The sequence below is a fragment of the Amycolatopsis sp. N2S4-7 genome (assembly GCF_058119595.1).
This window is the reverse complement of the sequence record NZ_CP172299.1, coordinates 7,566,202-7,588,359: the sequence shown is the minus strand read 5'-3', so window position 1 is coordinate 7,588,359 and position 22,158 is coordinate 7,566,202. Positions and strand designations below refer to the sequence as shown.

18 protein-coding genes and 1 pseudogene are annotated in these 22,158 nt (G+C 69.1%); 8 read left to right on the top strand and 11 right to left on the bottom strand.

Annotated elements, in window-relative coordinates; all coding sequences use genetic code 11:
* Positions 1-15 precede the first annotated feature (15 nt).
* Complete coding sequence (locus ACH54P_RS36070) at positions 16-1,086, top strand: glycoside hydrolase family 19 protein (protein ID WP_489907765.1); 1,071 nt, start codon at positions 16-18, stop codon at positions 1,084-1,086.
* 67 nt (positions 1,087-1,153) lie between these two features.
* Here the strand turns inward: ACH54P_RS36070 and ACH54P_RS36065 are convergent, their stop codons facing one another.
* From ACH54P_RS36065 to ACH54P_RS36045, 5 genes are all read right to left on the bottom strand, one after another.
* The gene (locus tag ACH54P_RS36065) at positions 1,154-1,903 is read right to left on the bottom strand and encodes a thioesterase II family protein (RefSeq protein WP_489907764.1); all 750 of its coding nucleotides are present in this window, start codon (positions 1,901-1,903) and stop codon (positions 1,154-1,156) included.
* A gap of 109 nt (positions 1,904-2,012) precedes the next feature.
* A complete protein-coding gene (locus ACH54P_RS36060) occupies positions 2,013-2,834 on the bottom strand; it encodes a dioxygenase family protein (protein ID WP_489907763.1) in 822 nt (273 codons plus the stop codon).
* Between the two features lie 78 nt (positions 2,835-2,912).
* Positions 2,913-3,809: a helix-turn-helix transcriptional regulator gene (locus ACH54P_RS36055; RefSeq protein WP_489907762.1), complete on the bottom strand. Its 897-nt coding sequence runs from the start codon at positions 3,807-3,809 to the stop codon at positions 2,913-2,915.
* A 140-nt stretch (positions 3,810-3,949) separates the two neighbouring features.
* On the bottom strand, positions 3,950-5,128 hold the full coding sequence (locus ACH54P_RS36050; protein ID WP_489907761.1) for a thioester domain-containing protein: 1,179 nt from the start codon (positions 5,126-5,128) through the stop codon (positions 3,950-3,952).
* A gap of 300 nt (positions 5,129-5,428) precedes the next feature.
* Complete coding sequence (locus ACH54P_RS36045) at positions 5,429-6,040, bottom strand: TetR/AcrR family transcriptional regulator (protein WP_489907760.1); 612 nt, start codon at positions 6,038-6,040, stop codon at positions 5,429-5,431.
* Between the two features lie 58 nt (positions 6,041-6,098).
* Here ACH54P_RS36045 and ACH54P_RS36040 point away from each other — a divergent pair, with 58 nt between their 5' ends.
* Complete coding sequence (locus tag ACH54P_RS36040) at positions 6,099-7,322, top strand: cytochrome P450 (protein WP_489907759.1); 1,224 nt, start codon at positions 6,099-6,101, stop codon at positions 7,320-7,322.
* A gap of 159 nt (positions 7,323-7,481) precedes the next feature.
* The gene (locus tag ACH54P_RS36035; RefSeq protein WP_489907758.1) at positions 7,482-8,177 is read left to right on the top strand and encodes a C39 family peptidase; all 696 of its coding nucleotides are present in this window, start codon (positions 7,482-7,484) and stop codon (positions 8,175-8,177) included.
* 45 nt (positions 8,178-8,222) lie between these two features.
* Here ACH54P_RS36035 and ACH54P_RS36030 read toward each other — a convergent pair whose 3' ends face one another.
* On the bottom strand, positions 8,223-8,969 hold the full coding sequence (locus tag ACH54P_RS36030; protein ID WP_489907757.1) for a PIG-L deacetylase family protein: 747 nt from the start codon (positions 8,967-8,969) through the stop codon (positions 8,223-8,225).
* 125 nt (positions 8,970-9,094) lie between these two features.
* Between ACH54P_RS36030 and ACH54P_RS36025 the strand changes: the two genes are divergently transcribed.
* Positions 9,095-9,295, top strand: coding sequence for a hypothetical protein (locus ACH54P_RS36025; protein ID WP_489907756.1), 201 nt, complete (start codon positions 9,095-9,097; stop codon positions 9,293-9,295).
* Positions 9,296-9,334: 39 nt separating this feature from the next.
* Positions 9,335-12,055: an AfsR/SARP family transcriptional regulator gene (locus tag ACH54P_RS36020; protein ID WP_489907755.1), complete on the top strand. Its 2,721-nt coding sequence runs from the start codon at positions 9,335-9,337 to the stop codon at positions 12,053-12,055.
* Between the two features lie 102 nt (positions 12,056-12,157).
* On the opposite strand, the gene ACH54P_RS36015 is transcribed toward ACH54P_RS36020, so the two are convergent.
* Positions 12,158-12,736 carry a transposase gene (locus ACH54P_RS36015; RefSeq protein WP_489907754.1) on the bottom strand — a complete coding sequence of 193 codons (579 nt, stop codon included), beginning with the start codon at positions 12,734-12,736 and terminating at the stop codon, positions 12,158-12,160.
* 397 nt (positions 12,737-13,133) lie between these two features.
* Positions 13,134-13,961 carry an NAD(P)H-binding protein gene (locus ACH54P_RS36010; protein ID WP_489907753.1) on the bottom strand — a complete coding sequence of 276 codons (828 nt, stop codon included), beginning with the start codon at positions 13,959-13,961 and terminating at the stop codon, positions 13,134-13,136.
* Between the two features lie 223 nt (positions 13,962-14,184).
* On the opposite strand from ACH54P_RS36010, the pseudogene ACH54P_RS36005 reads away from it, so the two are divergent.
* Positions 14,185-14,519: pseudogene (locus ACH54P_RS36005) on the top strand (helix-turn-helix transcriptional regulator); the annotation flags it as partial.
* A 300-nt stretch (positions 14,520-14,819) separates the two neighbouring features.
* On the opposite strand, the gene ACH54P_RS36000 reads toward ACH54P_RS36005, so the two are convergent.
* Entirely contained in the window at positions 14,820-15,665 is an 846-nt protein-coding gene (locus tag ACH54P_RS36000) for a DMT family protein (RefSeq protein ID WP_489907752.1), read from the bottom strand.
* 755 nt (positions 15,666-16,420) lie between these two features.
* Here ACH54P_RS36000 and ACH54P_RS35995 point away from each other — a divergent pair.
* Complete coding sequence (locus ACH54P_RS35995; RefSeq protein ID WP_489907751.1) at positions 16,421-16,897, top strand: hypothetical protein; 477 nt, start codon at positions 16,421-16,423, stop codon at positions 16,895-16,897.
* Positions 16,898-17,816: 919 nt separating this feature from the next.
* Here ACH54P_RS35995 and ligD read toward each other — a convergent pair.
* Both ligD and ACH54P_RS35985 read right to left on the bottom strand, forming a co-directional pair.
* The gene (ligD, locus tag ACH54P_RS35990; protein WP_489907750.1) at positions 17,817-19,397 is read right to left on the bottom strand and encodes a non-homologous end-joining DNA ligase; all 1,581 of its coding nucleotides are present in this window, start codon (positions 19,395-19,397) and stop codon (positions 17,817-17,819) included.
* A gap of 58 nt (positions 19,398-19,455) precedes the next feature.
* Positions 19,456-19,632, bottom strand: a complete 177-nt coding sequence (locus tag ACH54P_RS35985) for a hypothetical protein (protein WP_489907749.1) — start codon at positions 19,630-19,632, stop codon at positions 19,456-19,458.
* Positions 19,633-20,529: 897 nt separating this feature from the next.
* Here ACH54P_RS35985 and ACH54P_RS35980 point away from each other — a divergent pair.
* Positions 20,530-21,612: a hypothetical protein gene (locus ACH54P_RS35980; protein WP_489907748.1), complete on the top strand. Its 1,083-nt coding sequence runs from the start codon at positions 20,530-20,532 to the stop codon at positions 21,610-21,612.
* The last annotated feature ends 546 nt before the right edge of the window (positions 21,613-22,158 follow it).

The following is a 22,158-nucleotide window of genomic DNA, read 5'->3' as shown; positions in this document are numbered from 1 at the left end:
AGGAGTGAGCGAGTCTTGAGAAGACGTCTTGTCGCGGTCCTGTCAGCTCTGGCCGCCGTCGCCGGGCTCACGCTCGGGGTGCCCGCGGTCACCGGCCAGGCACCGCAGGCGGCCGCCGCCGCGTGCAGCGCCCCGAACTGGGTCGCGGGCCAGTGGTACGACGTGGGCGCGGTCGTCCGCTACACCAACGGCGGCTACTACCGCGCCAAGAACGCCAACCCGGGCTACGACCCCGTCATCAGCACCTGGTACTGGGAGCCCTACAGCTGCGACGGCGGGGGCGGCACCACGTGCAGCTACCCGAACTGGGTAGCCGGCCAGTGGTACGACGTCGGCGCCATCGTCCGCTACACCAACGGCGGCTACTACCGCGCCAAGAACGCCAACCCGGGCTACGACCCCGTCATCAGCACCTGGTACTGGGAGCCGTACAACTGCGGCGGCGGCACCGACCCCGGCAACCCCGGCGCGTTCGTGGTCAGCGAAGCCCAGTTCAACCAGATGTTCCCGGGCCGGAACTCCTTCTACACCTACAGCGGCCTCACCGCGGCGCTGTCGGCGTACCCCGGCTTCGCGAACACGGGCAGCGACGTCGTGAAGAAGCAGGAAGCGGCCGCCTTCCTGGCCAACGTCAGCCACGAGACCGGCGGGCTGGTCTACATCGTCGAGCAGAACACGGCGAACTACCCGCACTACTGCGACTGGAACCAGTCCTACGGGTGCCCGGCCGGCCAGGCGGCGTACTACGGCCGCGGCCCGATCCAGCTGAGCTGGAACTTCAACTACAAGGCGGCAGGCGACGCGCTCGGCATCGACCTGCTCGGCAACCCCTGGCAGGTCGAGCAGAACTCGGCCGTCGCGTGGAAGACCGGGCTCTGGTACTGGAACACCCAGAGCGGTCCCGGCACGATGACCCCGCACAACGCGATGGTCAACAGCCGCGGCTTCGGCGAGACGATCCGCAGCATCAACGGCTCGATCGAGTGCAACGGCGGCAACCCCGCCCAGGTCGAAAGCCGCGTCTCGAAGTACCGCCAGTTCAGTTCGGTCCTCGGCGTCGACCCCGGCGCCAACCTCTACTGCTGAGCTGACGCGGGCGGGGGCGCGCCGGGCCGCGGCGCACCCCCGCCCGCTTGCTTTCGGCGGAAAGCCACTAGCCGCCGGCGAGCCGGTCGGCGAGCAGCCGGTTGACCGCCGCGTGGTGGTCGTTGAGGTAGAAGTGCCCGCCCGGGTACGTCTTCAGCTCGAAGCCGCCGGACGTGCGCGCCGCCCACTGGCGCGCCTCCGCTTCGGTGACCTTCGGGTCGCTGTCCCCGATCAGCGCGAGGATCGGGCAGCTGACGTCGGGCCCGGGGCGGTAGTGGTACAGCTCCGCGGCCTTGTAGTCGCCGCGCAGCGCGGGCAGCACCATCCGGACGACGTCCTCGTCCTCCAGCACCCGCGCGTCGGTGCCGCTGAGCCGCCTGAGCTCGGCCAGCAGCTCGTCGTCACCCTTGTCGTGGATCCGCTCGTCGCGGACCGCCGACGGAGCCCGGCGCCCGGAGACAAACAGGCCGAGCAGCCGCGTGCCCCGCTGCTCGAGCCGCCGCGCGACCTCGAAGGCCAGGCTGGCGCCCATGCTGTGGCCGAAGAACGCCATCGGCCCGCCGGTCTCCGCGGCCAGCACGTCGGTTACCCGGTCGGCCAGCACGAACAGGTCGTCCACGGGCGGCTCGGCGTACCGGTCCTGCCGGCCCGGGTACTGCACGGCCAGCACCTCGACCGAGGGTGACAGCGCGGCCGAGACCGGGTGGAAGTAGGTCGCCGCTCCCCCGGCGTGCGGGAAGCACACGAGCCGCGCCGCGGCGGACGGCGCCGGGTGGAAGCGCCGGAGCCACGCCGAGGCTTCGAGGGAAACAGTCATGTCCCCGAATCTGGCAGGCCGGCGGGCCCGCGTCGACCCCTAACGTGCGGAGTACGGGTTCGGCGCGGGCCCGGCTCCCTCCCTCCTCAGGAGCACCACTGCCGGAGGGTCACTCCGCCCGCCAGAGCGCGGGGACCGCCGGGGGCTCCCAGCCCGGCTGGGCGGTGTGCCCCTGCAGACACACGTAGCCCCGGCCGCCGTAGGTGACCTGGGCGCCCGCCGCGTACGTGGTGCCCGCCGCCCAGGAGGTGCCCCCGGGCGGCGTGGAGGTCGGCCCGCCGGTCGTCGTGGTCGTCGGCGGCGTCTGCGGCACGTTCAGCACGAAGTCGAACGCGGCTTCCTTGGCGGAGCCGTTGTCGCGCACGGTCATCAGCAGCCGCGGGTCGAAGATCGTGTCGGTGTTGTTGCGCGGTTCGCCGGGGAAGTACAGCTGCGTGGTCAGGACCGGCCGCCCGGGCGCCTGGACCTTCACGTGGATGTGCCGGGTCCGGCCCGGGTAGAGCCCGGGCACGATCGTCGACAGCGTGAAGGCGCCCTGGGCGTTGGTGTACTGGTGGCCGCGGAAGGTGTACCCGGTGTTGTCGTACGCGCCGTTGACGTCGGCCTGCCAGAAGTCCAGCAGCGCGCGGTTCACCGGCAGGCACGCGAGCCCGAAGACGTAGCCGGTCACGGTCAGCCGGGTGCCCTGGGTGCCGGGCGTGACGAGGTTGGTCCGTTCCGGTGAGTTAGGCTTGAAGTAGGGGCCTTCGGTCTGCTCCGGCGTCGGATCGTCGTCGTCGTGGCACGCCGGGGTCAGCTCCGGGACCCGGCCGGCGGCGGCGGTGGTGCGGGCGAGCGCCGGGCCGCCGATCAGCGCGACCGGCGCGGCGACGCCGGCGGCCAGCGCGGCGCGCAGCACCGTCTTGCGGCTGAGCTGCTTCTCTTCGTCCATGCCTGCTCCTCGTGGGGGCTTCGGGAATCCCCTCGAACGTAGGCAGCGCACCGGGCCGGCGACGATGGACTGGATCGGTCAGTCGTGGTGAATCTCCCCGCCGCGCCGGAAGTCACCGGGGCTCAGCCCGGTTTCCCGGCGGAAGAACCGGCAGAAGTACGCCGGGTCGGCGAACCCGACGCGGCTCGCGACCTGCCGCACGGTGAGGCCGGTCCGGAGCAGGAACCGCTGGGCCTCCCGGATCCGCGCCTCCCGCAGCAGCTGCGCGGCGGTCCGGCCGGTCGCGGCCTTCACGGCCTCGGTGAGGTAGCCGGGGGTGACGCCGATGCGCTCGGCGTGCGCGCTCACCGACCACAGCCCCAGGTCGGGACGGCCGGTGAGCCGGGCGAACTCCGCCGCCACGGCCCCGGCGGGCGCGGGCGGCGCTTCCGGCGTCCCCGGCAGCCGGCCGGCTCGCACGACCAGGACGTGCAGCAGGGCCCGCAGCACCGACTCGCTGTCGTCGCCACCGCGGCGGTGTTCGTCCTCCAGCTCGGCGATCAGCCGCGTGACGCCGGCGTCGGCGCGTTCGTCCAGCTCCAGCCAGGGCCGCTCGCTCAGCCGTCGCAGCAGCTCGCGGTCGGCGGGGTAGTCGAGGAGGAAGTCGTCGGTGAACAGGACGACGTGCCCGGTCAGGCCCCGCACGCCGGCCCACTGGTGCACCTGCCCCGGCGCGATGACGCCCAGGTGCGGTGGCCGCAGCGGCCAGCGCGCCGTGTCGACGACGTGCGCACCGGTGCCGCCGGTGACGTGGACGAGCTCGTGGAAGGTGTGCCGGTGCGGGAAGTCGGCGCGCGACAGCGGCCCGACCGCGTCGAACGTGCCGACGGCGAACGGCGGCGCGTGCGGGGCGGGCACCTCCAGCCGGTGCATCGGCAGCTCGCCCGCCCGCGGTTGCGGACAGGGGGTCCCGGGCGGAACGGTCGTCCCACGCATGACCGAAAAGTCTAGACCAATCACGGTCCGAGACGCCCGTTTTGCCCCGAAGATCGCAATCCGATCGTCGGGTTCGCGGGCACGAAAACGGGGCTGGTCCACAGTGGACCAGCCCCGTTCCCGAGGTTACTGCTCAGTGCTCACGCACGGCTGCGGCGCCGGTTCAGCAGCAGCATCAGCGCGCCGCCGCCGAGCAGCAGGCCGCCGATGGTGAACGGAACCGCGGCGTCGACACCGGTGTTGGCCAGGTCGCCGCCACCGGACTGCGCGCCACCCGGGGTGGTCGGCGCCGGGCTCGTCGCGGGCGCGCCCGCTTCGGTCCAGCTGGCGGCCGCGTTGGCGGTCACCTGCGTCTTCTCCGAGTCGGCGACGATCAGCGACTGCGCCGGCTTCTTCGCGTAGTTCTCGGCGACGAACAGGCGGCCGGTGTCCAGCTCGCCGGTGGCCTTGAGGGTGAAGGCACCCTTGCCCGGCTTCGTGCCCGCCGGGACGTCGACGTACAGCTTGCTGCCGTCCTTGACGTCCGTGCCCTTCAGCTCCTTGCCGTCGGCGTCGGTGATCTTGACGCCCTCGGGCAGCTCGGTGGAGAGCGAGGTGATGTCCCCGCTGGTGGCGACGCTGTACGGGCCGATCTTGGCGCCCGCCTTGCCCTCGGTCTTGTCCGCGGCGATGTTCAGCGTCGGCTTCGGCTGCTCGCCGATGCCCTTGTTCAGGTCACCGGTCAGGTAGTCGTACAGCGCGAGGGTGTCGGCCGCCGACTCCGGCCGCTTCGGGTCCTTCGGGTCGTCCTCGGCCAGCGGGTGGGCGCGGTCGATGTTCCGGCCGTCGCTGAAGTGCCACACGGCCGCCTGCGTCGCGCCGATCGCCTCGAACTCGGACACGCCGTCGTGCACCTTGACGCCCTGCTTGCCGAGCGCGGTGGCGAGGCCGTCCCGGGAGACGCCCGGGTAGCCGTGGTGCAGCACCCAGTTGAGCTTGTCGCTGTTCTGCTGGAACGGACCCGGAACCGGGTACTTGTTCCACGGCCGCTCGATCATGTCGACGTCGGTGCGCAGGCCGACGGTGATCTGCACGCAGTAGAGCTTCAGGGTGCTGCCGTTGGACAGCTTCATGTCGAACAGCACGGTGGTCTGATCTTCACCGTTGTCGAACTTGATCCGGTAGCCGGTGGCTCCCTGGGCGTGGCCCTTGTCGTCGGAGACGACCCGGCCACGAGCGGCGCCGTCGTCGGCGAGGGCGGCCGGGGAACCGACCATGACGGCGGCGGCCGCGGCGAGAGCCGCGATCCCGCCACGCACGAGAGTGGACCTGACCTGCATAAATCTCCTATCCGAGCCCGAACCACAACGTTAGGGCCGCGTGAGATCACGATCCCCGATCACGACGGCCACCGATTCGGGTGAGTGATCACCCGGTCAAGCGACACCGGAGCATACACGGACCACACAAGCACTACTTGCAGTGGCCCCGTTAACTCGAATGCGTCCGGAAAACCGCAGAAAGCAGCACCGAGAAAGACGTTCACGACGTTTTATCCGGGCCGACCGAAGACGGCCACCACGAATCCACGTCGGCTGCCCGGCTCCTTCACCGGGTGCAGGCAGCGCCCGGTCTCCGGGTCAATTCACGCGGACGCGCAGCCCCGCCGCCATCCGTCCGATCACGGCGGCGTACTCCGCCTTCAGCCGTGGCTTGTCCACATCGGACGCTTCGGCCAATGCCATGCCCGCCGTGCCGAGCATGCCGAACACCAGCCGCGTCGTGGTCTCCAGCGGCTGCGGTTCGATGTCGCCGCCGTCCACCAGCGCCTTGATCAGCTGCTCGACGAGGCCGTACGCGTACTGCTCCTCGGCCGCCTGCCAGCGCAGCCAGCCGAGGGCGATCGGTGCTTCCTGCCAGACGAGCTTGCCGTACACCGGGTCGCAGCAGCGGTCGAGGAACACGTCGAGCGCGTCGAACGCGGCCGACCAGGGATTCGCCGCCCGGGCCGCGGCAGCCGCCGACAGCTCCATCGCTTCGGTTTCGAGCTGCTCGAAGACCGCTTCGAACAACGCCGTCTTGTTCGCGAAGTGGTGGTAGATCGCGCCGCGCGTGGCCTGGATGTCGCCGGCGATGTCCTCCAGCGCCGTCCCGGCGAAGCCGTCTTCGGCGAACCGGCGGGTGGCCGCCACCAGCAGGGCGGCCCGGGTGGCTGCGGAGTACTGCTCCCGCCGGCTCTTGACCGTCGACATGCGCACAGCATAGGACATACACTGTGCATGTCACCGACGCAGTGTATGGGGGTATGCGATGACCGATTTGATCGAGCCCGGCGAGCTGCTGTTCAACCCGTTCGCGCCCGGCTTCTTCGAAAACCCGTACGCGCAGTACAAGATGCTGCGCGACGAGGACCCGGCGCAGGACCACCCGCTGGGGTTCTGGTTCGTCTCGCGCTACGAGGACGTCTCGGCCCTGCTGCGCGCCGGGTTGTCGGTGGACGTCGCCAACCTGGCGCCCAGCCCGTTCAGCCAGCAGATCGAGTACTTCGCGTCGGAGGGCAACGGCGGCGCGCTCAACCTGTCGATGCTCGACCGCGACCCGCCTGACCACACGCGCCTGCGCTCGCTGGTGACCAAGGTGTTCACCCGCCGCGCGGTCGCGGCGCTGGAGCCGCAGATCGCCCGGCTCGTGGACGAAGCCCTGGACCGGATGGCCGAGAAGGGCAACTCGGACCTGGTCGAGGAGCTGGCGTTCCCGCTGCCGTTCGCGGTGATTTCGGAGATGCTCGGCATGCCGCCGACCGACCACGCGCGGATCCGCGAACTGAGCGGGACCCTCGTGCGGTCCCTGGAGATCGTCGCCGACGAGGAGACGGCCCGCGCGATCATGGCGGCGGACGCCGAACTGACGGCGATCACGCGGGAGGTGATCGCGTGGAAGCGCGACCACCCGGCGGACGACCTGCTCACGGCGTTGATCGCGGCGGAGCACGACGGCCAGGTCCTCGACGGTGACGAGCTGGTGGCGCAGGTGGTCCTGCTCTACGTGGCCGGCCACGAGACGACGGTCAACCTGATCGCGAACGGCGTCAACGCTTTACTGCGCAACCCCGACCAGCTGGCGCTGCTGCGCGCGCAGCCCGAGCTGGCGGCGAACGCGGTCGAGGAGTTCCTGCGCTACGACTCCCCGGTGCAGCAGACCCGCCGGGTCACGACGTCCCCGTACGCGGTGGCGGGCAAGGAGATCCCGGCGGGCACGTTCGTGCTGGCCTGCCTGGCCTCGGCCAACCGCGACGAGCGGTTCTTCGGCCCGGACGCGGACGAGCTGCGCATCGACCGACCGGAAGCGCGGCACCAGGTGTCGTTCGGCGCGGGACCGCACCACTGCCTGGGCGCGGCGCTGGCCCGGCTGGAGGGGCAGGTCGCGATCAGCCGCCTGGTGCAGCGGTTCCCGTCGCTCGGCTTCGCCGGGGACCTGGAGTGGAACGGCCGGATCAACCTGCGCGGACCGGCGAAGTTCCCGGTGCACGTCTGAATTCGTCCGTCAAGAGGGCGGCCGATTTCATCGAAGTTTCATCGGCCACGGATACCTTCTTTTCGAAGGGGGCGTCCGTGGCCGGGCTGAGGAAAGCCCGGACCAGGCAACGAAATCCACCACTGCGGCCGTCCGGAATTCTCGGCTTGAGGAGCTTTGATGCGCAAGAGACTCGTTTCCGCCGTCGTGGCCGTCGCCGTTCTGGCGTTGCCCGGTATCGCCTACGCCGATTCTTCACCGTCCGTTTCCGTGCTCGCCCACGGTTCCCGGGCGGGTACCACCGTCCTCAGCGACGTCAAGCCGGGCACGCGGGTGCACGTCGACGGCGCGCAGGCGGAAGAGGGCGCACCGCGCTGGCTGAACATCGATTACCAGGTCCAGGAAACCGGTTACTGGTGCGGCCCGGCGGCCACGCGCATCGCGTTGTCGGCGCGCATGGCCCCGCCCAGCCAGGGCGAACTGGCCGGCCAGCTGGGCACGACGGTGGACGGAACCGGCTGGATCGGCCAGGTCACCGGGGTGCTGAACGGCAATCTCGGCGGCAGCTGGTACGAAACCAAGGAAATGCCGAGCGACCCGCCCGAGCAGTGGCAACGGGATCTGCTCTGGAACGACATCGTGTTCGACATCGACCGCAACTACCCGCTGGTGGCCAACATCGTCGCGCCGGCGAACAACCACCCGCCGGGCTACCCGGACTACACGATTTACCACTACTTCACGATCTTCGGTTACGACCCGGTCGACCGCACGGTCGTCATCGCCGACCCGGCCAACTTCGGCGGCAACGCGATCTACTGGATTTCCTTCGACCAGCTCGCGTCGCTGATTCCCCCGAAGGGTTATTCCGCCTGAGGGCGTGCCCGGTGGCCGGGCCCTGGGGCCGGCGACCGGGCACCGTCACGCCGGCGGCGCCTGCAGGTCGTGGGCGCGGAACAGGATGGCGTGCTCGACGCCCATGGCCTCGCCGCTCACCGCGGTGAACTGCGGGATGAACTCCGCGGGGGCGGGGTGGTCCGGCAGCGCGGCCAGGTAGGCGGCGTGCGCCTCGAGCGAGGCGACGCCACGGCGCAGCGGCTCACCGGTGATGTCGACGCCGTGGGTCGCGCCGGAGCCGACGAGCCCGGGAACGAGGTACCAGCGCGCGGAGTGCGGTTCGAGGCCCTCGTCGTCGACCTGCTCCGGGAAGACCCACCGGTTGCCGGCGTCCCGCACGGCGTCGAGCGTCGCGAGCCCGACGGCCCGGTGGTCGGCCTGGTCGAAGCCGTAGGGCGTCTCGACCTCGAACCCGACGCCGAGGACGACGTCGGGCTTGAACCGCCGGATCTCCCGGCAGATGTCCCGGCGCAGGTCGAGGCCGTAGACGAGCACGCCGTCCGGGTGCTCGAGAACGGTCAGGTGCTCGACCCCGACGACGTCACAGGCGGCCCGCTGCTCGGCGACGCGCAGCCGCGCGGTCTCCTCGGGCGGGTTCGGCATGCCGGCCTCGCCCCGGGTGAGCAGGAGATAACCGACCTCGACACCCCGAGCGGTCCACCGGGCGACGGCCGCGGAAGTGCCGTACTCCATGTCGTCGGGGTGCGCGACCACGCAGAGCACGCGCCGAAAGGACTCCTCGGGAAGAGCAGGCAATGTCATGCCGGCCATCCTGCCGCGTTCCGCGCCGCGCGGCGAAGTTCACTTTTCGTTCATCTTCAACCGAGCATTCGTTCAGCTGACCGAGCAACCGTTCATCCCGCGTGCAACTTCGGTCCACCACCCGGGAGGCGACCATGCTCGAGAGCGTCGGTGTAGTCGGTGCCCTCGCCACGGCGGGCATGATCGTGCGGCAGGTCCTGATCCTCGCGATCGCCCTGCGCGGGACGAAGCCGGTGGAGCGCCCCGCGATCATCCACGCCCTGACGGGGTTCAACCGGATGGTCCGCATCCTCCCCCGTTCCGAACCAGGAACTCGGCGACCGCCGGACGAATAGGAAAGACTGGCGTGAAACCTGGACAGGGGGTGAGTCACGGTGCTGGTGCGGTTGCTGGGAGAAGTGGGCGCCGAAATCGACGGGCGACCACTGGACCTCGGAACACCGAGGCAGCGCTGCGTGCTCGCCGCCCTGGCGGTCGACGCCGGGCGGGTCGTGCCGGTGGACCGGCTGGTCGAGCGCGTCTGGGGAACAGAGGCGATCCCGCGGACGCGGGCAACGCTGCACAGCTACATTTCCCGGCTGCGGCGGGCCCTGACCGACGCGAACGGCACGGCGATCGTTCGCCGGTCGGGCGGTTACGCCCTGGGGACCGACACGGTGGTGGACCTGCAGAGGTTCCGCGACCTGTGCACCCGCGCCCGCACCGACGACGCGGTACCGGCGTTGACCGAGGCACTCGCGCTGTGGCGAGGGGAGCCGCTGACCGGCGTGGACGGCCAGTGGGTGCAGGCGGAGCGCGAGCTGCTCGCCCTGGAACGGCTGGCCGCGCACCACGACCTGGTCGACGCCCGCCTGCGCGCCGGGGACGGCCGGGAGCTGGTGGCCGAGCTGTCCGCGCGGGCCGCGCGAAACCCGTTGGACGAGCGGGTCGCCGGTCAGTACCTGCTGGCCCTGCACCAGGCCGGACGCACCGCCGACGCGCTCGAGCACTACCAGCGCACGCGCTCGCGGCTGGTCGAAGAGCTGGGCACCGAACCCGGTAGCGCCCTCATCGACACGCACCAGCAGATCCTCACCGCCGACGCGGCCCCGGCCTCTGACGGCGTCCACCCGGCCGTCGTACCTCGTCAGCTGCCGGCCGGATCGGCGACGTTCGCCGGCCGTCACGACGAACTGGCCCGGCTCGGTACCTCGGCCGTCTCGGCCATCACCGGTACGGGCGGGATCGGCAAGACCTGCCTGGTCCTGCACTGGGCGCACCACAACGCGGGCCGGTTTCCGGACGGCCAGCTGTTCGTCGACCTGCGTGGTTTCAGCCCCGAGGACGCTCCTCTCCCCGCGGCCGCCGCACTCCGCGGCTTCGTCGTCGCCCTCGGGGTGCCGCCCGCGGGCATCCCCGCGGAGTTCGACGCATTGGCCGGCCTGTACCGCAGCCTGGTCGCCGGCAAGCGGATGCTGATCGTGCTGGACAACGCCCACGACACCGGCCAGGTCCTGCCGTTGCTGCCCGGAACCGCCGGGTGCGCGGTGCTGGTGACCAGCCGCGATCGGCTGACCGGCCTCGCCACGACGCGCGGCGCCCAGGTTCTCGCCCTGGACGCGCTCGACGACGCCGCCGCCGAATCCCTGCTCACCTGCCGCCTCGGACCGCAGCGGGTGGCCGCCGAGCCGCAGGCGGTCAGCGATCTGCTGGCCCACTGCGCGGGCCTGCCGCTTGCGCTGGGTGTCGTGGCGAGCCGAGCCGCGGCGCACCCGGCCGCGCCGCTGGAGGTGTGGGCGCGGGAACTGCGGGACGCGGCCACCCGCCTCGGCGCCCTCGACGCCGGCGACCCGCAGGCCAGCGTGGGAGCGGCCTTGTCGTGGTCCCACACCGCTCTGACCCCGGCGCAGGCGGACCTGTTCGGGCTGCTCGGTTCCGCGCCCGGGCCGGACATCAGCGCGGCGGCCGCGGCGGCCGCCTTGGACCTGCCCCCGGACCGGGCACTGGCGCTGCTGCGTGCGCTGACCCGGGTGTCGTTGCTGCACGAGCACGTCCCGGGCCGATTCCGGATGCACGACTTGGTCCGGCTCTACGCGGCGACCCACGCCGGATCCGGCCACGACGCCGCACTGCGTCGGCTGATCGCGCACTACGTCCACACCGCCCACGCCGGCGAGCGGTTGATCGCGCCGCAACGCCGGCCCGTCGAACTCCCCCCACCACCGGCCGGCTGTGCCCCGCAACCCCCGGCAGACGAGGCGGCGGCGCTGGCCTGGTTCGACACCGAACACGCGAACCTCCTGGCCGTCCAGCGCCTGGCCGCCGAGCGGGGTCACCACACGGAGGTATGGCAACTGGCGTGGGCGTTGGACACGTTCCACTGGCGACGCGGACACCTCGACGAAAACATCGCCACCTGGCGCGCCGGGGTGGCCGCGGCCGAACACCTCGGCGAGTTCCTGGGGCGATCCCACCGCCGCTTGGGGCGCGCCTACGCGCAAGCCCGACGTCACACCGAGGCTTTGGAACACCTGAACCGGGCCCTCGACTTCGCCGAGCGCAGCGGTGACGTCAACGACCGCGCCCACACGGAGAACGCCCTCGCGTGGACGTGGTCCCTGCACGGAAACGACGGCAAGGCTTTGCACCACGCACTCCGTGCGCTCGACTTCTACCGCGGCCTGCCGAATCCGGTCTGGCTGGCCAGGGCACTCAATTCCGTCGGCTGGTACGAGGCCCGTCTGGGGCGTCCGCACGAGGCTTTGGAGCCGTGTACACAGGCGCTCGAGCTATTCCGGCAACATCAAGACCCCGGCGGCGAAGCGGCGGCGCTCGACACACTGGGCCTGATCGCGTACGGCTGCGGCGATCACAGCGATGCTCTGAACTACTACCGTGCCGCATTGACGCTGTTTCGGCGGCTGGGAAACGACTACCTCGAAGCCGACACCCTGGTGAACATCGCCCAGGCTCAGAGCGCCCAGGGCGCCTCGGAAAAGGCTCGCGAAAGTTGGCAACAGGCGCTCCGGCTGCATCGAATCCAGGGACGCGATCTCCGGCAGTGGACAGCCCCGCCTCTGGGGAATCATGGCGTTGCGCCCACCCCGAGCCGCTGACCAGCGTGCGTGGTGCCCCCGACGGGACCGCCCAAAGGGTGGGAACGGGCGCAACCAGGAGGTTCCCGCAGACCAACTAGCGATCGAAGGCACCTTCGACATCTAGACGGGCAACGCGACGGTAGGTAGCCAGTCCGAGAAGCCGTTGGGCACGTGGTTCTCGAAGAACTGCTGCTGGATGACGGCCATCACGTGCAACACCCGGTTGGTCCTGCGGTTTCCTGCCCGCGACAGACGGTGCCGACGACGATCACCCGAAGACGCCTCCAACGGCGCCGTGCCGTTCCAGTATGCAAACCGCTTCTTGTCGACGAACGGGCCGACATCACCGATGTCACCCAGCAGGCGAGCAGCGCTGGACGGGCCGATTCCAAACAGCTCCAGCAGGGTGCTGCCGGTGGACGCGACCAACTCATGTAGTTCGGTGTCTGCCGTCTTGATCCGCTTGTCGATGCGGTCCAGCTCGGTGACCAGGTCCGCAGCCAGCTGCCGGTGGGTCGTGCCCACGACATCACGCGGCCGCACCAAGGCCAGCAAAGCACGGGCCTGAGCGGCGGACAGGAACTTCTTCGCCCCACGGGGAAGCAGTTCCAGCAGCAGCCGATGTAACCGATTGACGACCTGGTGCGAGCGTGGCCCAATTCGTCTCGATGATCGACCAGCAAGCAAGCGCAGCGCCACTGCCGTGTCATCGACTTGAACGTGCCGCAAACCTGTGATGCGTAGGGCGACGGCGGCCGAGTGCGGCGTCGACCGGGTCGGTTTTGCGGGCCTGGCCGGTGGCGAACACCCGCACCCGCGCTGAGAGTTTTGCCGGCACATCGAGCACGGTCTCGCCGACGGCGAACAGGCGCTGCGCGAGGTGGCGGCCGATACCCTGGCAGCCTTCGACCGCTCACAGCCGTCGCGCATGCCGGCCGCGCCGAAACATCCGCTTCTGCCGATGAGCGTGTGTTCGCCCACCAGAACGCGCCACCTCGAGCATCCGATGTGGACAGTCGCTGCCTTGGCGGTATCTCCATCGCAGCTTGCCCCTGTCACAAAACCAGGCAGCACATCGGGCGGGTGATCGGCCGGGTCAGTTCCAGAGACCTGCGGCGGCTGTTTCGGTGACATAGTCCTCGAACGGTCTGGCGGGCCGGCCGAGGGCCCGTTCCACGCCGTTGGTGGGCTCGGGAGCCGAGCCGTCGCGGATGGCGACGAGGATGCCGGTGAGCAGCCGCGCGATGTCGGGTGAGATGCCGTTGGCGACCTGGCGCTCGATGTGGGCCTCGGGGGCGACGTCAATGTAACGGATCGTGCGTCCGGTGGCCTTGCCGATGAGGTCTGCCGCCTCACCGAAGCTGATGGCCCGTGGTCCGGTCAGCTGGTAGATCCGGCTGTTGTGGTGGTCTTCGGTGAGCGCCGCCGCGGCGACTTCGGCGATGTCCTCGGCGTCGATGAACGGCGTCCGCCCTTCACCGGTGGGCAGGGACAGCGTCCCGGCGCGGACTCCCGGCAGCCAGGGGCCCGCACTGAAGTTCTGCGAGAACCAGTCCGGTCGCAGGATGGTCCAGTCGAGTCCGGAGGCGCCCACGGCCTGTTCAGCGGCCTTGAGCGGATGGCGGTCGTCGGCCTCGCCGACGCCGCCGGCCGACAGGAGCACCAACCGCCGCACACCTGCGGCGACCGCTTCGGCCACGAACGTGGGGATGCGGTCCCCGCTCGCCCGCAGGTCGGGTTCCACGACGTAAGCGGCGGTGACGCCCTCGAGTGCGGGTGCCCAGGTTGCCGAATCCGCGAGGTCGAACCCGATGTCTCCGCCGGTGCGGGACGCCGTTCGCACTGCCTGGCCGGTGGCCCTGAGGCGACGGGTGATGCGGCGACCGGTCTTCCCGGTGCCGCCGACGGTGTGGATTTTCTGCATGTCAGACAGCCAACTCCCCGACGCGAGGACGATCCATGGGAGAACGTCGAGAATGCCTTTGTGATCGTCTACGGTGGGCGGGGTGGACGTGCTGAGTGATCTGCTTGTCCGTGCCCGCGCCGGCAACACGCGAGTCCGGCAGCTGATCCGGCGGCCACCGTGGTCGGTGACCTATGCCGATCCGCCCCCCTGACCGTCGTGGCCACGCTCGGCGGGTGCGCTTCGGCCGCAGGCAGTGCTCCCTGCCTGGTACCGGGCGTTGGAAGATCCCGCCATCGGCGACGCGCTGCGCCTGATGCACGACGATCCCGCGCCGCCTTCGCTGCACGCTTCACCACCTTGACCGGCCAGCCACCGCTCACCTATCTCACCGGCTGGCGGATGACTCTGGGGGCGGACCTGCTCCGGGACACCGAGGCAACCGTCGCCACCGTGGCCCGCACGGTCGGCTGCCAGGACGCCTTCGCCTTCAGCGTCGCATTCAAACGCGCCCGCGGCGTCAGCCCCTCGGTCTGGCGCCGCAAGTGCGCTGACACCCGCGCAACGACCGGCGGATGATGGGCCCGCGTGGTCTTCAGTGGCGGCGGCACGGCGTTCGTCACTCAGAACGTCAACGGCACCATTTCGGGGAAGGCCGCATCCGCGATCACGCTGGTTGCGGCACTCCCCGCCGCTGACCACGGCCGGCTCGAGGCACGCTCATGCAGACGAGCGTGCGGCGGAGCTGATGAACCCGCGCCATCGCCTCTTGCCGGGCGCGATTGCGCAACGCCCGTGGAGTCCCAGATAGAGATCCGGCGGAAAGCTCGGGGTGGCCGGTACCCGGAATGGACCGGATTCGGCGCCCACCGGCTTCGCTCACGCGGCGGACGTACCGGGCTCCGGCCGATGGGCGGCCGCGTAGTGCGCAGTGCCGACCGCCCCGGCGACAGCCAGAACGAAGCCCACGGCGGCCGCGGCGGTGAAACCGGCGCGGACGCGGTCGTCCAGCACCACGACGCCGATGAGCGAGGACACCGCGGTGTTGGTGGTGAACATGATGGCGGTGACCGCGGTCGCCCGGCCGCGTTGCAGGGCCATCGCGAACGCCACCGCCGCGACCAGCCCGTTGACGATCATCGCCCACAGCGCCGGCTCCACGGCGAGACGCCAGACCGGCCCGGACACGTCGAGCGTCCGCGCCGAGATCCCGACAGTGCTGAACCCCAGCCCGGCGCAGAACCCGAGCACGATCGGCGACCAGCGGCCGTCCCGGCGCTGGGCGGTGAACGCGATCGCCGCGATCACCACCGCCACGCCCACCAGCAGCAGCTTCCACCCGGGCGGCAGCGGCCGCGCGGGACCCGGATCAGCGGACAGGCCGAGCAGGACCAGACCGGTCGCCCCGACCCCCAGCGCCGCCCACCCGGCGCCGACCAGCCGGACGCCGAGGATCGCGGAGATCGTCGCGGTCACGCCGACACTGAACGCGAGCACCGACTGGACCAGGAACAGCGGCAGACGGTGCAGCGCGGCGGCAGCGAAGACGAACCCGAGCAGATCGACCCCCACCCCGAGGAAGTAGAGCGGCTGCCGGCGCAGCGCGACCAGGTCCTGAGGCGAGCCGCCGAAAGCGCCGGCCCGCCGGACCCCGGCCGACTCCAGGATGGAGCCACTCCCCGAGGCGACGGCGGCCAGCATCGCGAGGACGTATCCAAGGATCACCGCCTGAGTGTGCCAGGCCGTTCGCGACCGACCGGGCCGGTGTCGCGGAACCCGGACCGCACCGATGTCCTGACCGGCAACGATGCTTCGCCGCGAAGGCGGCCTGCTCGTTTACGCCGACAGCGGCGCGCCCGTGCTCGGCCGGGCCGCGCTGTGGGAAGACGGTCATCGCATCGAGCGGAACCTGACGCTCGAAGCCGCGCCCGGCCACACCCCGGGCTCGCCGGTCCTGCGCGTGGCGACCGGCGCGGACCGTGCGGTGTTCGTCGGGACCTGCTGCACAGGCCGGTCCAGGATCCTGGCACCGGAACACAGCAGCTGCAGGCCCCCCCCCCCCGCAGAGCGACTTGCCCAGTGTCAGGCTGAGGACCTCCGTCATACGTCCAGGCGAGGGGCATACAGCTTCGGGAGACCCGTTGCCGCGGGACTTCGACCGCCCGTTGACGCGACTGGACCTGAGCGTTCGTGCAGCGCTCAGGCCCAGCGTCCAACGGGCGTCGGTTCAGGCCGACATCTTCACGGGACGCCGACGACACGCGGACGCTTCGCCCACAGGCTACTCCGCAAACCGATAGCCCTGGGCCAGAACCGCAGCGTCGGCAACGACGTCGGCACCTTCTATAAGGCCTACCGCATCCCTGGCAGCGAACGGCTATTTGTCAGCGCAAACTGAACCAGCTGACTCCTACGTAGGCCGGAGCTCGGGTGGTGCACGAACAGTCAAATTCGTGCACCACCCCTGCTAGCGTGCATCCATGACCGTGATCCAGCGGGTCCACCGGACCGTCGCCGTCTATCCCGGACTGTTCTTCCTCGCCAACGTTGCCCCGGTCGGCACTGAATTCCCAGCCGACCTCGTGGACGACTTGCTCGACACCGGCGACATTTGCGCCTTCGGACCCAACGGCATCGCATTCGCCAGCGCCTTCCAGTCCCACATAGTCACCGTCAACATCGAGTTCCCCGTCAAGCCGATCGGCACTTCCGAGTCGACGAACGAGCTGCTTCTACGAGAGAGCAGCGGCGCCTTCGTCTTCAGCGGTAAAGAGCTGCAGTTCGAGAACCCCGACTACGTCCAACCTGAAACTCAGTTCACCGTGCCTGTCACCGGCAACCGCGACGTCGTCGTAACCCGTCGCCTCCTGGTGTCTCCCGCCACGTTCACCCCACCACTCGATGATCCCAACCCCGCCGGACTAGAGCACTGGACGATCACTGCCCTACCTGAGTAGGGCTTCGCATTTGCCGTCTGGCTCCGAGCGGTTGCTCTAGCAGGCCATCGCCACGCTGCGGCTCGTCGACGTCCCCTGCCCCGTAGCCGCAGGACACGGACGTGCGACTGTCCACGCATCAAACGGTGGAAGGGAAGGGAGGCCCCGGTGCAGCGTCGCCGGGGCCAGCGCTGTGCTCACAATGAGCGCCGCGTCGTCGCTGGTGGCGCTGGTTGCTCGACTGGGCGAGTCGTCGCAGCCGGTCGGTCTGTGCGTGTCCGGGGAACGGCGGTGTCGCACATCAGTTCAGATCCGAATCACTAGCGGGACAGCACCACGTGGTCCGACGAAGCCATAACCTCAACATGACGGCTCCGGCTCGTGCCAATAGCGCGCCTGGGGCGTCCGCTGGCTGAGCTGGCGAGGTGTCAGCTTCCATGTCGAGCCCGCAGCCGGGCGGCGCCCTGCCTCGCCGGTTCACTCATCTAAACGCTAAGCCCCTTCTGCTCGTCGTCTGCGGCGTGTCGTTGTCACACAGGGTCGGGTACCGGCACTCCCCACGTCTCACAGGCGGCATGCCTGCGACGGGTTCACGACTGGGTGAACTCCGGCGCGCGCTCGAGGGACGTCACCGCTTGGCGTTGTGGATGCGTTGTCAGTCAACGGTAGAAGGAGCCGGTCGGTGCCCGGGGTGGCTCGGCAGGGTCGGGGGCCGGCGTCCTGTCGATTTCCGGGCACCGGCGTCACCCATCTCGGTGGTCTGCGCGTCTGGGCCGTCATTCCGTGCGCGGCGCAACTTCTTGCCTAGGACTGGTTCGGCACGCCCCCGACCGTCCCGAGCACGGCAGCGTGGCTAGGCGGCAAAACGCCCCCCGGTTTGCCACCTAGCCCTGCCTTTCTGGCCAGACGCTGCCGGCCTCGCCGCTGGTAAGGCCTAACCTCATCGGGCAGGTAGCGGCGCTTGGGTACCGGCGAGCAGGTCGCCGTGGCGCCGGACGCGGTCGAGGACGTCGTCGGCCGTGAACGTCAGCTGCGCGACGTGCGTGCACTGCTCAACTTCGGCCCAGGTGACCGGTGTCGAGACGATCGGATGCTCGCGGCCGCGCAAGGAGTACGGGGCGATGGTGGTCTTGGCCGGGTTGTTCTGAGACCAGTCGATGAACACCCGGCCGTTTCGTTGGTTCTTCGCCATGACCGCGGTGACCGACGACGGCGTCTCGCGAGCCAAATGCTGAGCGAGCTTCTTGGCGTAGGCCGAGGGCGCCGCCGGGGCGTCAGTCGTTACTGCGCAGTACAGCTGCATTCCCTTGGACCCGGAGGTCTTGGCGAACGCGGTGAGCCCGTCGGCGTCGAGGAGGTCGCGCAGGCGTTCGGCGACCCGGCAGCAGTCCACGATCGACGTCCCGGGGCCGGGGTCGAGGTCGAACACCAGCCGGTCCGGCGGGCACCGCCCGCCGTCGGGATCGATTCGCCATTGCGGGACGTGCAGTTCGAGCGCGGCCATGTTCGCTGCCCATACCAACGCCGGCAGCTCCTCCAGCAGCGCGTATTCGATGACGCCCTTACCGCGGCCGGAGCGGGTGCCCGTGCTGGGCAGCCGGACCGGGGGCAGCCAGTCCGGGGCGCCGTTGGGGACGTTCTTCTCGAAGAACTGCTGCTTGCCCTCGCCGACGCCGTCGGGGAAGCGGATGAAGGTGACGGGCCTGCCGGCCAGATGGGGCAGAAGCACGTCAGCGATGCGCGAGTAGTAATTGATCACCTCGCCCTTGGTGAAGCCGTCGGCATAGAGCGGTTTGTCGAGGTTGGACAGGGTCAGACGCCGGTTTCCAGCCTGCACAGTGACCTTCTGTCCCATTGCGGCCGTCGGTGCTGCGGTCGGTGCCGCAGCCGCCTCGACCGGGGCAGCGGTGTCGGCTGGTTCCGGTGGCGCCGCCGTCTCGACCGATGCCAGAACAGGACCGGGTGCGACAACCTCGGCGGGGACGCGGTCGTCGCGCAGGCCGCGCCAGGCCGTGTGCCGGACACGGTCGGCGCTGGTGAAGGTGCGGAACACGACCTCGCCGACGAGCTCGGGTTCGACCCAGCGGACCCGGGCGACGTCCGCGCCGGGCGGCGCGACCGCGAACGGATGCGTCCGTCGCTCCAGGGGCTCGAGGCGGGAGCGGTCGGCCTCGCTGAACCCGGTCCCCACGTCTCCGATGTAGACCAGGTCACCGGTGTCGGGGTCGTGGGCGCCGAGCGCGAGGCCGCCCATCCGGCCGGCGATGCGACCCTGGCCGGGCCGGTAGCCGCAGACGATGATCTCGGTGGTGCGGATCAGCGGGTGCTTGCGCCAGCCGTCGCTGCGCCGACCCGGCTGGTAGATCCCGCTGCGGCGCTTCGCCACGAGCCCCTCATAGCCCGACGCCGACGCATGCTCCAGCAGGTTGGCGGGAGTGCGGCGGTCGGCGTCCAGCTCGGTGAAGGTGAACGCCCGGACCACCGACACCCGGTACGGGTCGGGCATCGGCAGCGCGGCCATGCGGGCGCGGCGCTCGTCGCGAACGGCTGGTGCGGTCGCCGCCCTACGTCGCGCACGGTCACATGCGTCGAATGCGCAGAGCGCGGACAACAGCATCAAATAAGTCCTCGCCGGACAGCATCACCGGCGCGTATCCGGCCGCGCGGCGACGAACGCGGCGTACATCTCGGTCGGCGAGAGCCAGCTTCAGTGTCGGGCGGCCACACGAATGACCAGAATGCTTGTCGATGACCATCTAGCTTGTCGCTCGACAATCACTGTCCGACACTCTCGATCCTCCCCGTCGCGCCCTCGCGTCGACCATTTGACCGTACTACGTATCGCAGTCAATCACGTCTCCGGCTTCGTCGCCGAGTGGAGTCGACAACACCACACTGAAGTCTTTTACCTGGTGTTATCGAGGTCGCATGCCGGTGGAGTGCACGTATTCGAACGTGCACTATTCGCTGCAGACTACGCCGCTCACCTGTTGGAGGCTCAGCGTCGTCCTGCCTTGGCGCTGGCCGCTTCGACCACCGCCGTTCGTTGCTGGACCGCCATCCGGGTGGTCGGCGCGCAGGGAGGGAACGTGGGCAGTGCGGCCTGTGATCACTAGCCGTAGCGCACTGCGTGAGCTTTTGGGTGTGCACTCGCGTGGGAAGACTTGGTGGCGCGAATCGTGTGCGTGCATGGCGTCGGGCAGCAGGTTGCTGGGGAGCACGAATTGTTGCGGGACTGGACGCCCGCGCTTCTGGACGGGTTTGCCCGCACCGGTCACGGTGACGCCGCGAACACAGGGATGTCGCGCTGGGTTCTACGGGGCGGGAGTCGGGTGCAGTAACCGTGCATGCCGCGAGACTGGCAACACCAGGACGCCCACAATCGCCTCCCGCACGAAAGGAACGGTAGCGCGCGCAAGCAACCTCGCCCGGTTTGTTTAGTGTCAGCTCAGCGGTAGCGACGAACATCTGAGGTTGATTGAGCGATTCATCGGCGTCATTCGGGCGGACAGGGGTGTCGCGAGGCCGAAAGTGCACCAGTTGGTTAATTGCCAGCCTTGCTCGGGGATGGCGGCGTGGACGGTGACGTGCGTGTTGTCCGCTCGTAGACCCGGGGGTATGCTATCCCGAGATTTGCCTGTCGGGAGGTGCCCATGCCGACCTTAAGCGCCACGCCCAGCCCCATCGTTGTCGACAAGGAAGCCGGGCAAACTAGCCTCAGCACGACCATTACCTACGGCAAGGAAAGCTGGCATGAGCTTTGGGAACGCTTATCGGGCAGTGAGTGGTCGGAGGTTAAGGTCCACACCCGGACCGGCTTAGGCGATGTAGCCGACCGCGACGGGCAGTTTCCTGTCACACTGACACCCGGCAACAGTTACGAGATCGCCGTCTTCGAGGACAATCATGGGCCGCTGACGTCCGACCCGCTCCAGTTGGCCTCCTTGAAGGTCTGCTGCCTTTGGAAGAAGCCAGAAGCGCAGAACTTGATCTCTGATGAAAATAAGGCCATCGGGGGGACCTGGTACTGGCATCAGACACACACAAGAGTCCCCACGAACATCGTCGAGATCGGAGTGAGCCGAACTCCGCCGGTGTTTGATACCAACGGCATTCCACATCTCGACTCGCCTGACGGAAGCCCGACTGCACCCCTGGCGTCCAGTCAAGATCACTCGGTGGAGATCAATCCAATTCTACCTGGCAATCACTATTTTTTCTTGGTTCTCGTGGTCGACTCTTCTGGGAATTGGGAATTCAAGACAGCAGAGTTCGATTCACTCAAGCGAAAGCTCACAGTTGAGTTCCTTACGATGCACATCTACAACGATGGAGATCCGGGGACCTACGGTGAGGGCGAGTTCTGGTTTTACGTTGACTTTACCAAAGGGTATCAACAGGGACACATTAAGGAGTTTCATTTACCTACACAGGATATTGACGATTGGGGCGAGACGGATCGACCCTATTCCGTTGGCTTTGCACACGTTGGTGCGCCCGAGATCGTCAAGCCTGGGCAGGAAAGTGTCAGTGTGAGCTCATGGGGTGTCGAGCACGACGGTATCGTCGAGCCCGAAGAGGGAGCAATGGGCCGTGTCACGTTGCCGATTCCGCACGGGCGCGATGTGGAGACGGTTATTAACAACACATTTCTGATGGACTGTCCGGTCTCCACCGTGGACGATGACTTTCATTACGGTCTGGACGTTCGGTTCTCGGTTTCCTACGAGCCCTAGTACTCCAGCCGCACTTCGTGATGTCCATCGTCGGCCCGGTGGAAGCGGATCAGGTCCGTGCCGCCGTGTGCCCACTTCGTTCGCCGTTGAAGTAGGCCCTCGACAGCTGATCGCCTGTCACCGCTCCCGCCGGGGCAAGGCCGATGGCGCGACCTCCGGGCCGACGTCGCGCCGCTGAACCGGACCACGAACACACCTACTGGGTGCCCGGCCGAGGGGGATCCGTCTGATTGCCGGCCTGGTGGCTGGCCGTGCCAACATGGTTGGCTTGGCCGCCTTGGCCTTCTACGCTCGCCGCCCAGTCGCCTCGATGCTCGAAGGCGAGACGCTTGACGCTCGGGCAGCGGGGAGATTGCAGGCCAGCGACCGTCCGGAGAGCCCGCTGACCACGAATTGGCAGTGGAACACCAGGTAGCTGATCGCAGACTGCGGCGGTCTCTGAGTTGCCGACGAATGTTGATGCCCAGCCTGCCATCGATGTTGCGCAGGTGGGTCTCCACGGTGCGGGCTGATGGCGACTGGGCGACGCCCGTCTTCCGAAGTCGC

Coding starts and splice junctions, on each gene's coding strand:
- ACH54P_RS36040 (WP_489907759.1), top strand. CDS start 6,099: ATGACCGATTTGATCGAGCCCGGCGAGCTGCTGTTCAACCCGTTCGCG.
- ACH54P_RS36050 (WP_489907761.1), bottom strand. CDS start 5,128: ATGCAGGTCAGGTCCACTCTCGTGCGTGGCGGGATCGCGGCTCTCGCC.
- ACH54P_RS36065 (WP_489907764.1), bottom strand. CDS start 1,903: ATGACTGTTTCCCTCGAAGCCTCGGCGTGGCTCCGGCGCTTCCACCCG.
- ACH54P_RS35995 (WP_489907751.1), top strand. CDS start 16,421: ATGACCGTGATCCAGCGGGTCCACCGGACCGTCGCCGTCTATCCCGGA.
- ACH54P_RS36045 (WP_489907760.1), bottom strand. CDS start 6,040: ATGTCGACGGTCAAGAGCCGGCGGGAGCAGTACTCCGCAGCCACCCGG.
- ACH54P_RS36060 (WP_489907763.1), bottom strand. CDS start 2,834: ATGGACGAAGAGAAGCAGCTCAGCCGCAAGACGGTGCTGCGCGCCGCG.
- ACH54P_RS36055 (WP_489907762.1), bottom strand. CDS start 3,809: ATGCGTGGGACGACCGTTCCGCCCGGGACCCCCTGTCCGCAACCGCGG.
- ACH54P_RS35985 (WP_489907749.1), bottom strand. CDS start 19,632: ATGGTCATCGACAAGCATTCTGGTCATTCGTGTGGCCGCCCGACACTG.
- ligD (WP_489907750.1), bottom strand. CDS start 19,397: ATGGCCGCGCTGCCGATGCCCGACCCGTACCGGGTGTCGGTGGTCCGG.
- ACH54P_RS36030 (WP_489907757.1), bottom strand. CDS start 8,969: ATGGCCGGCATGACATTGCCTGCTCTTCCCGAGGAGTCCTTTCGGCGC.
- ACH54P_RS36010 (WP_489907753.1), bottom strand. CDS start 13,961: ATGCAGAAAATCCACACCGTCGGCGGCACCGGGAAGACCGGTCGCCGC.
- ACH54P_RS36035 (WP_489907758.1), top strand. CDS start 7,482: ATGCGCAAGAGACTCGTTTCCGCCGTCGTGGCCGTCGCCGTTCTGGCG.
- ACH54P_RS35980 (WP_489907748.1), top strand. CDS start 20,530: ATGCCGACCTTAAGCGCCACGCCCAGCCCCATCGTTGTCGACAAGGAA.
- ACH54P_RS36025 (WP_489907756.1), top strand. CDS start 9,095: ATGCTCGAGAGCGTCGGTGTAGTCGGTGCCCTCGCCACGGCGGGCATG.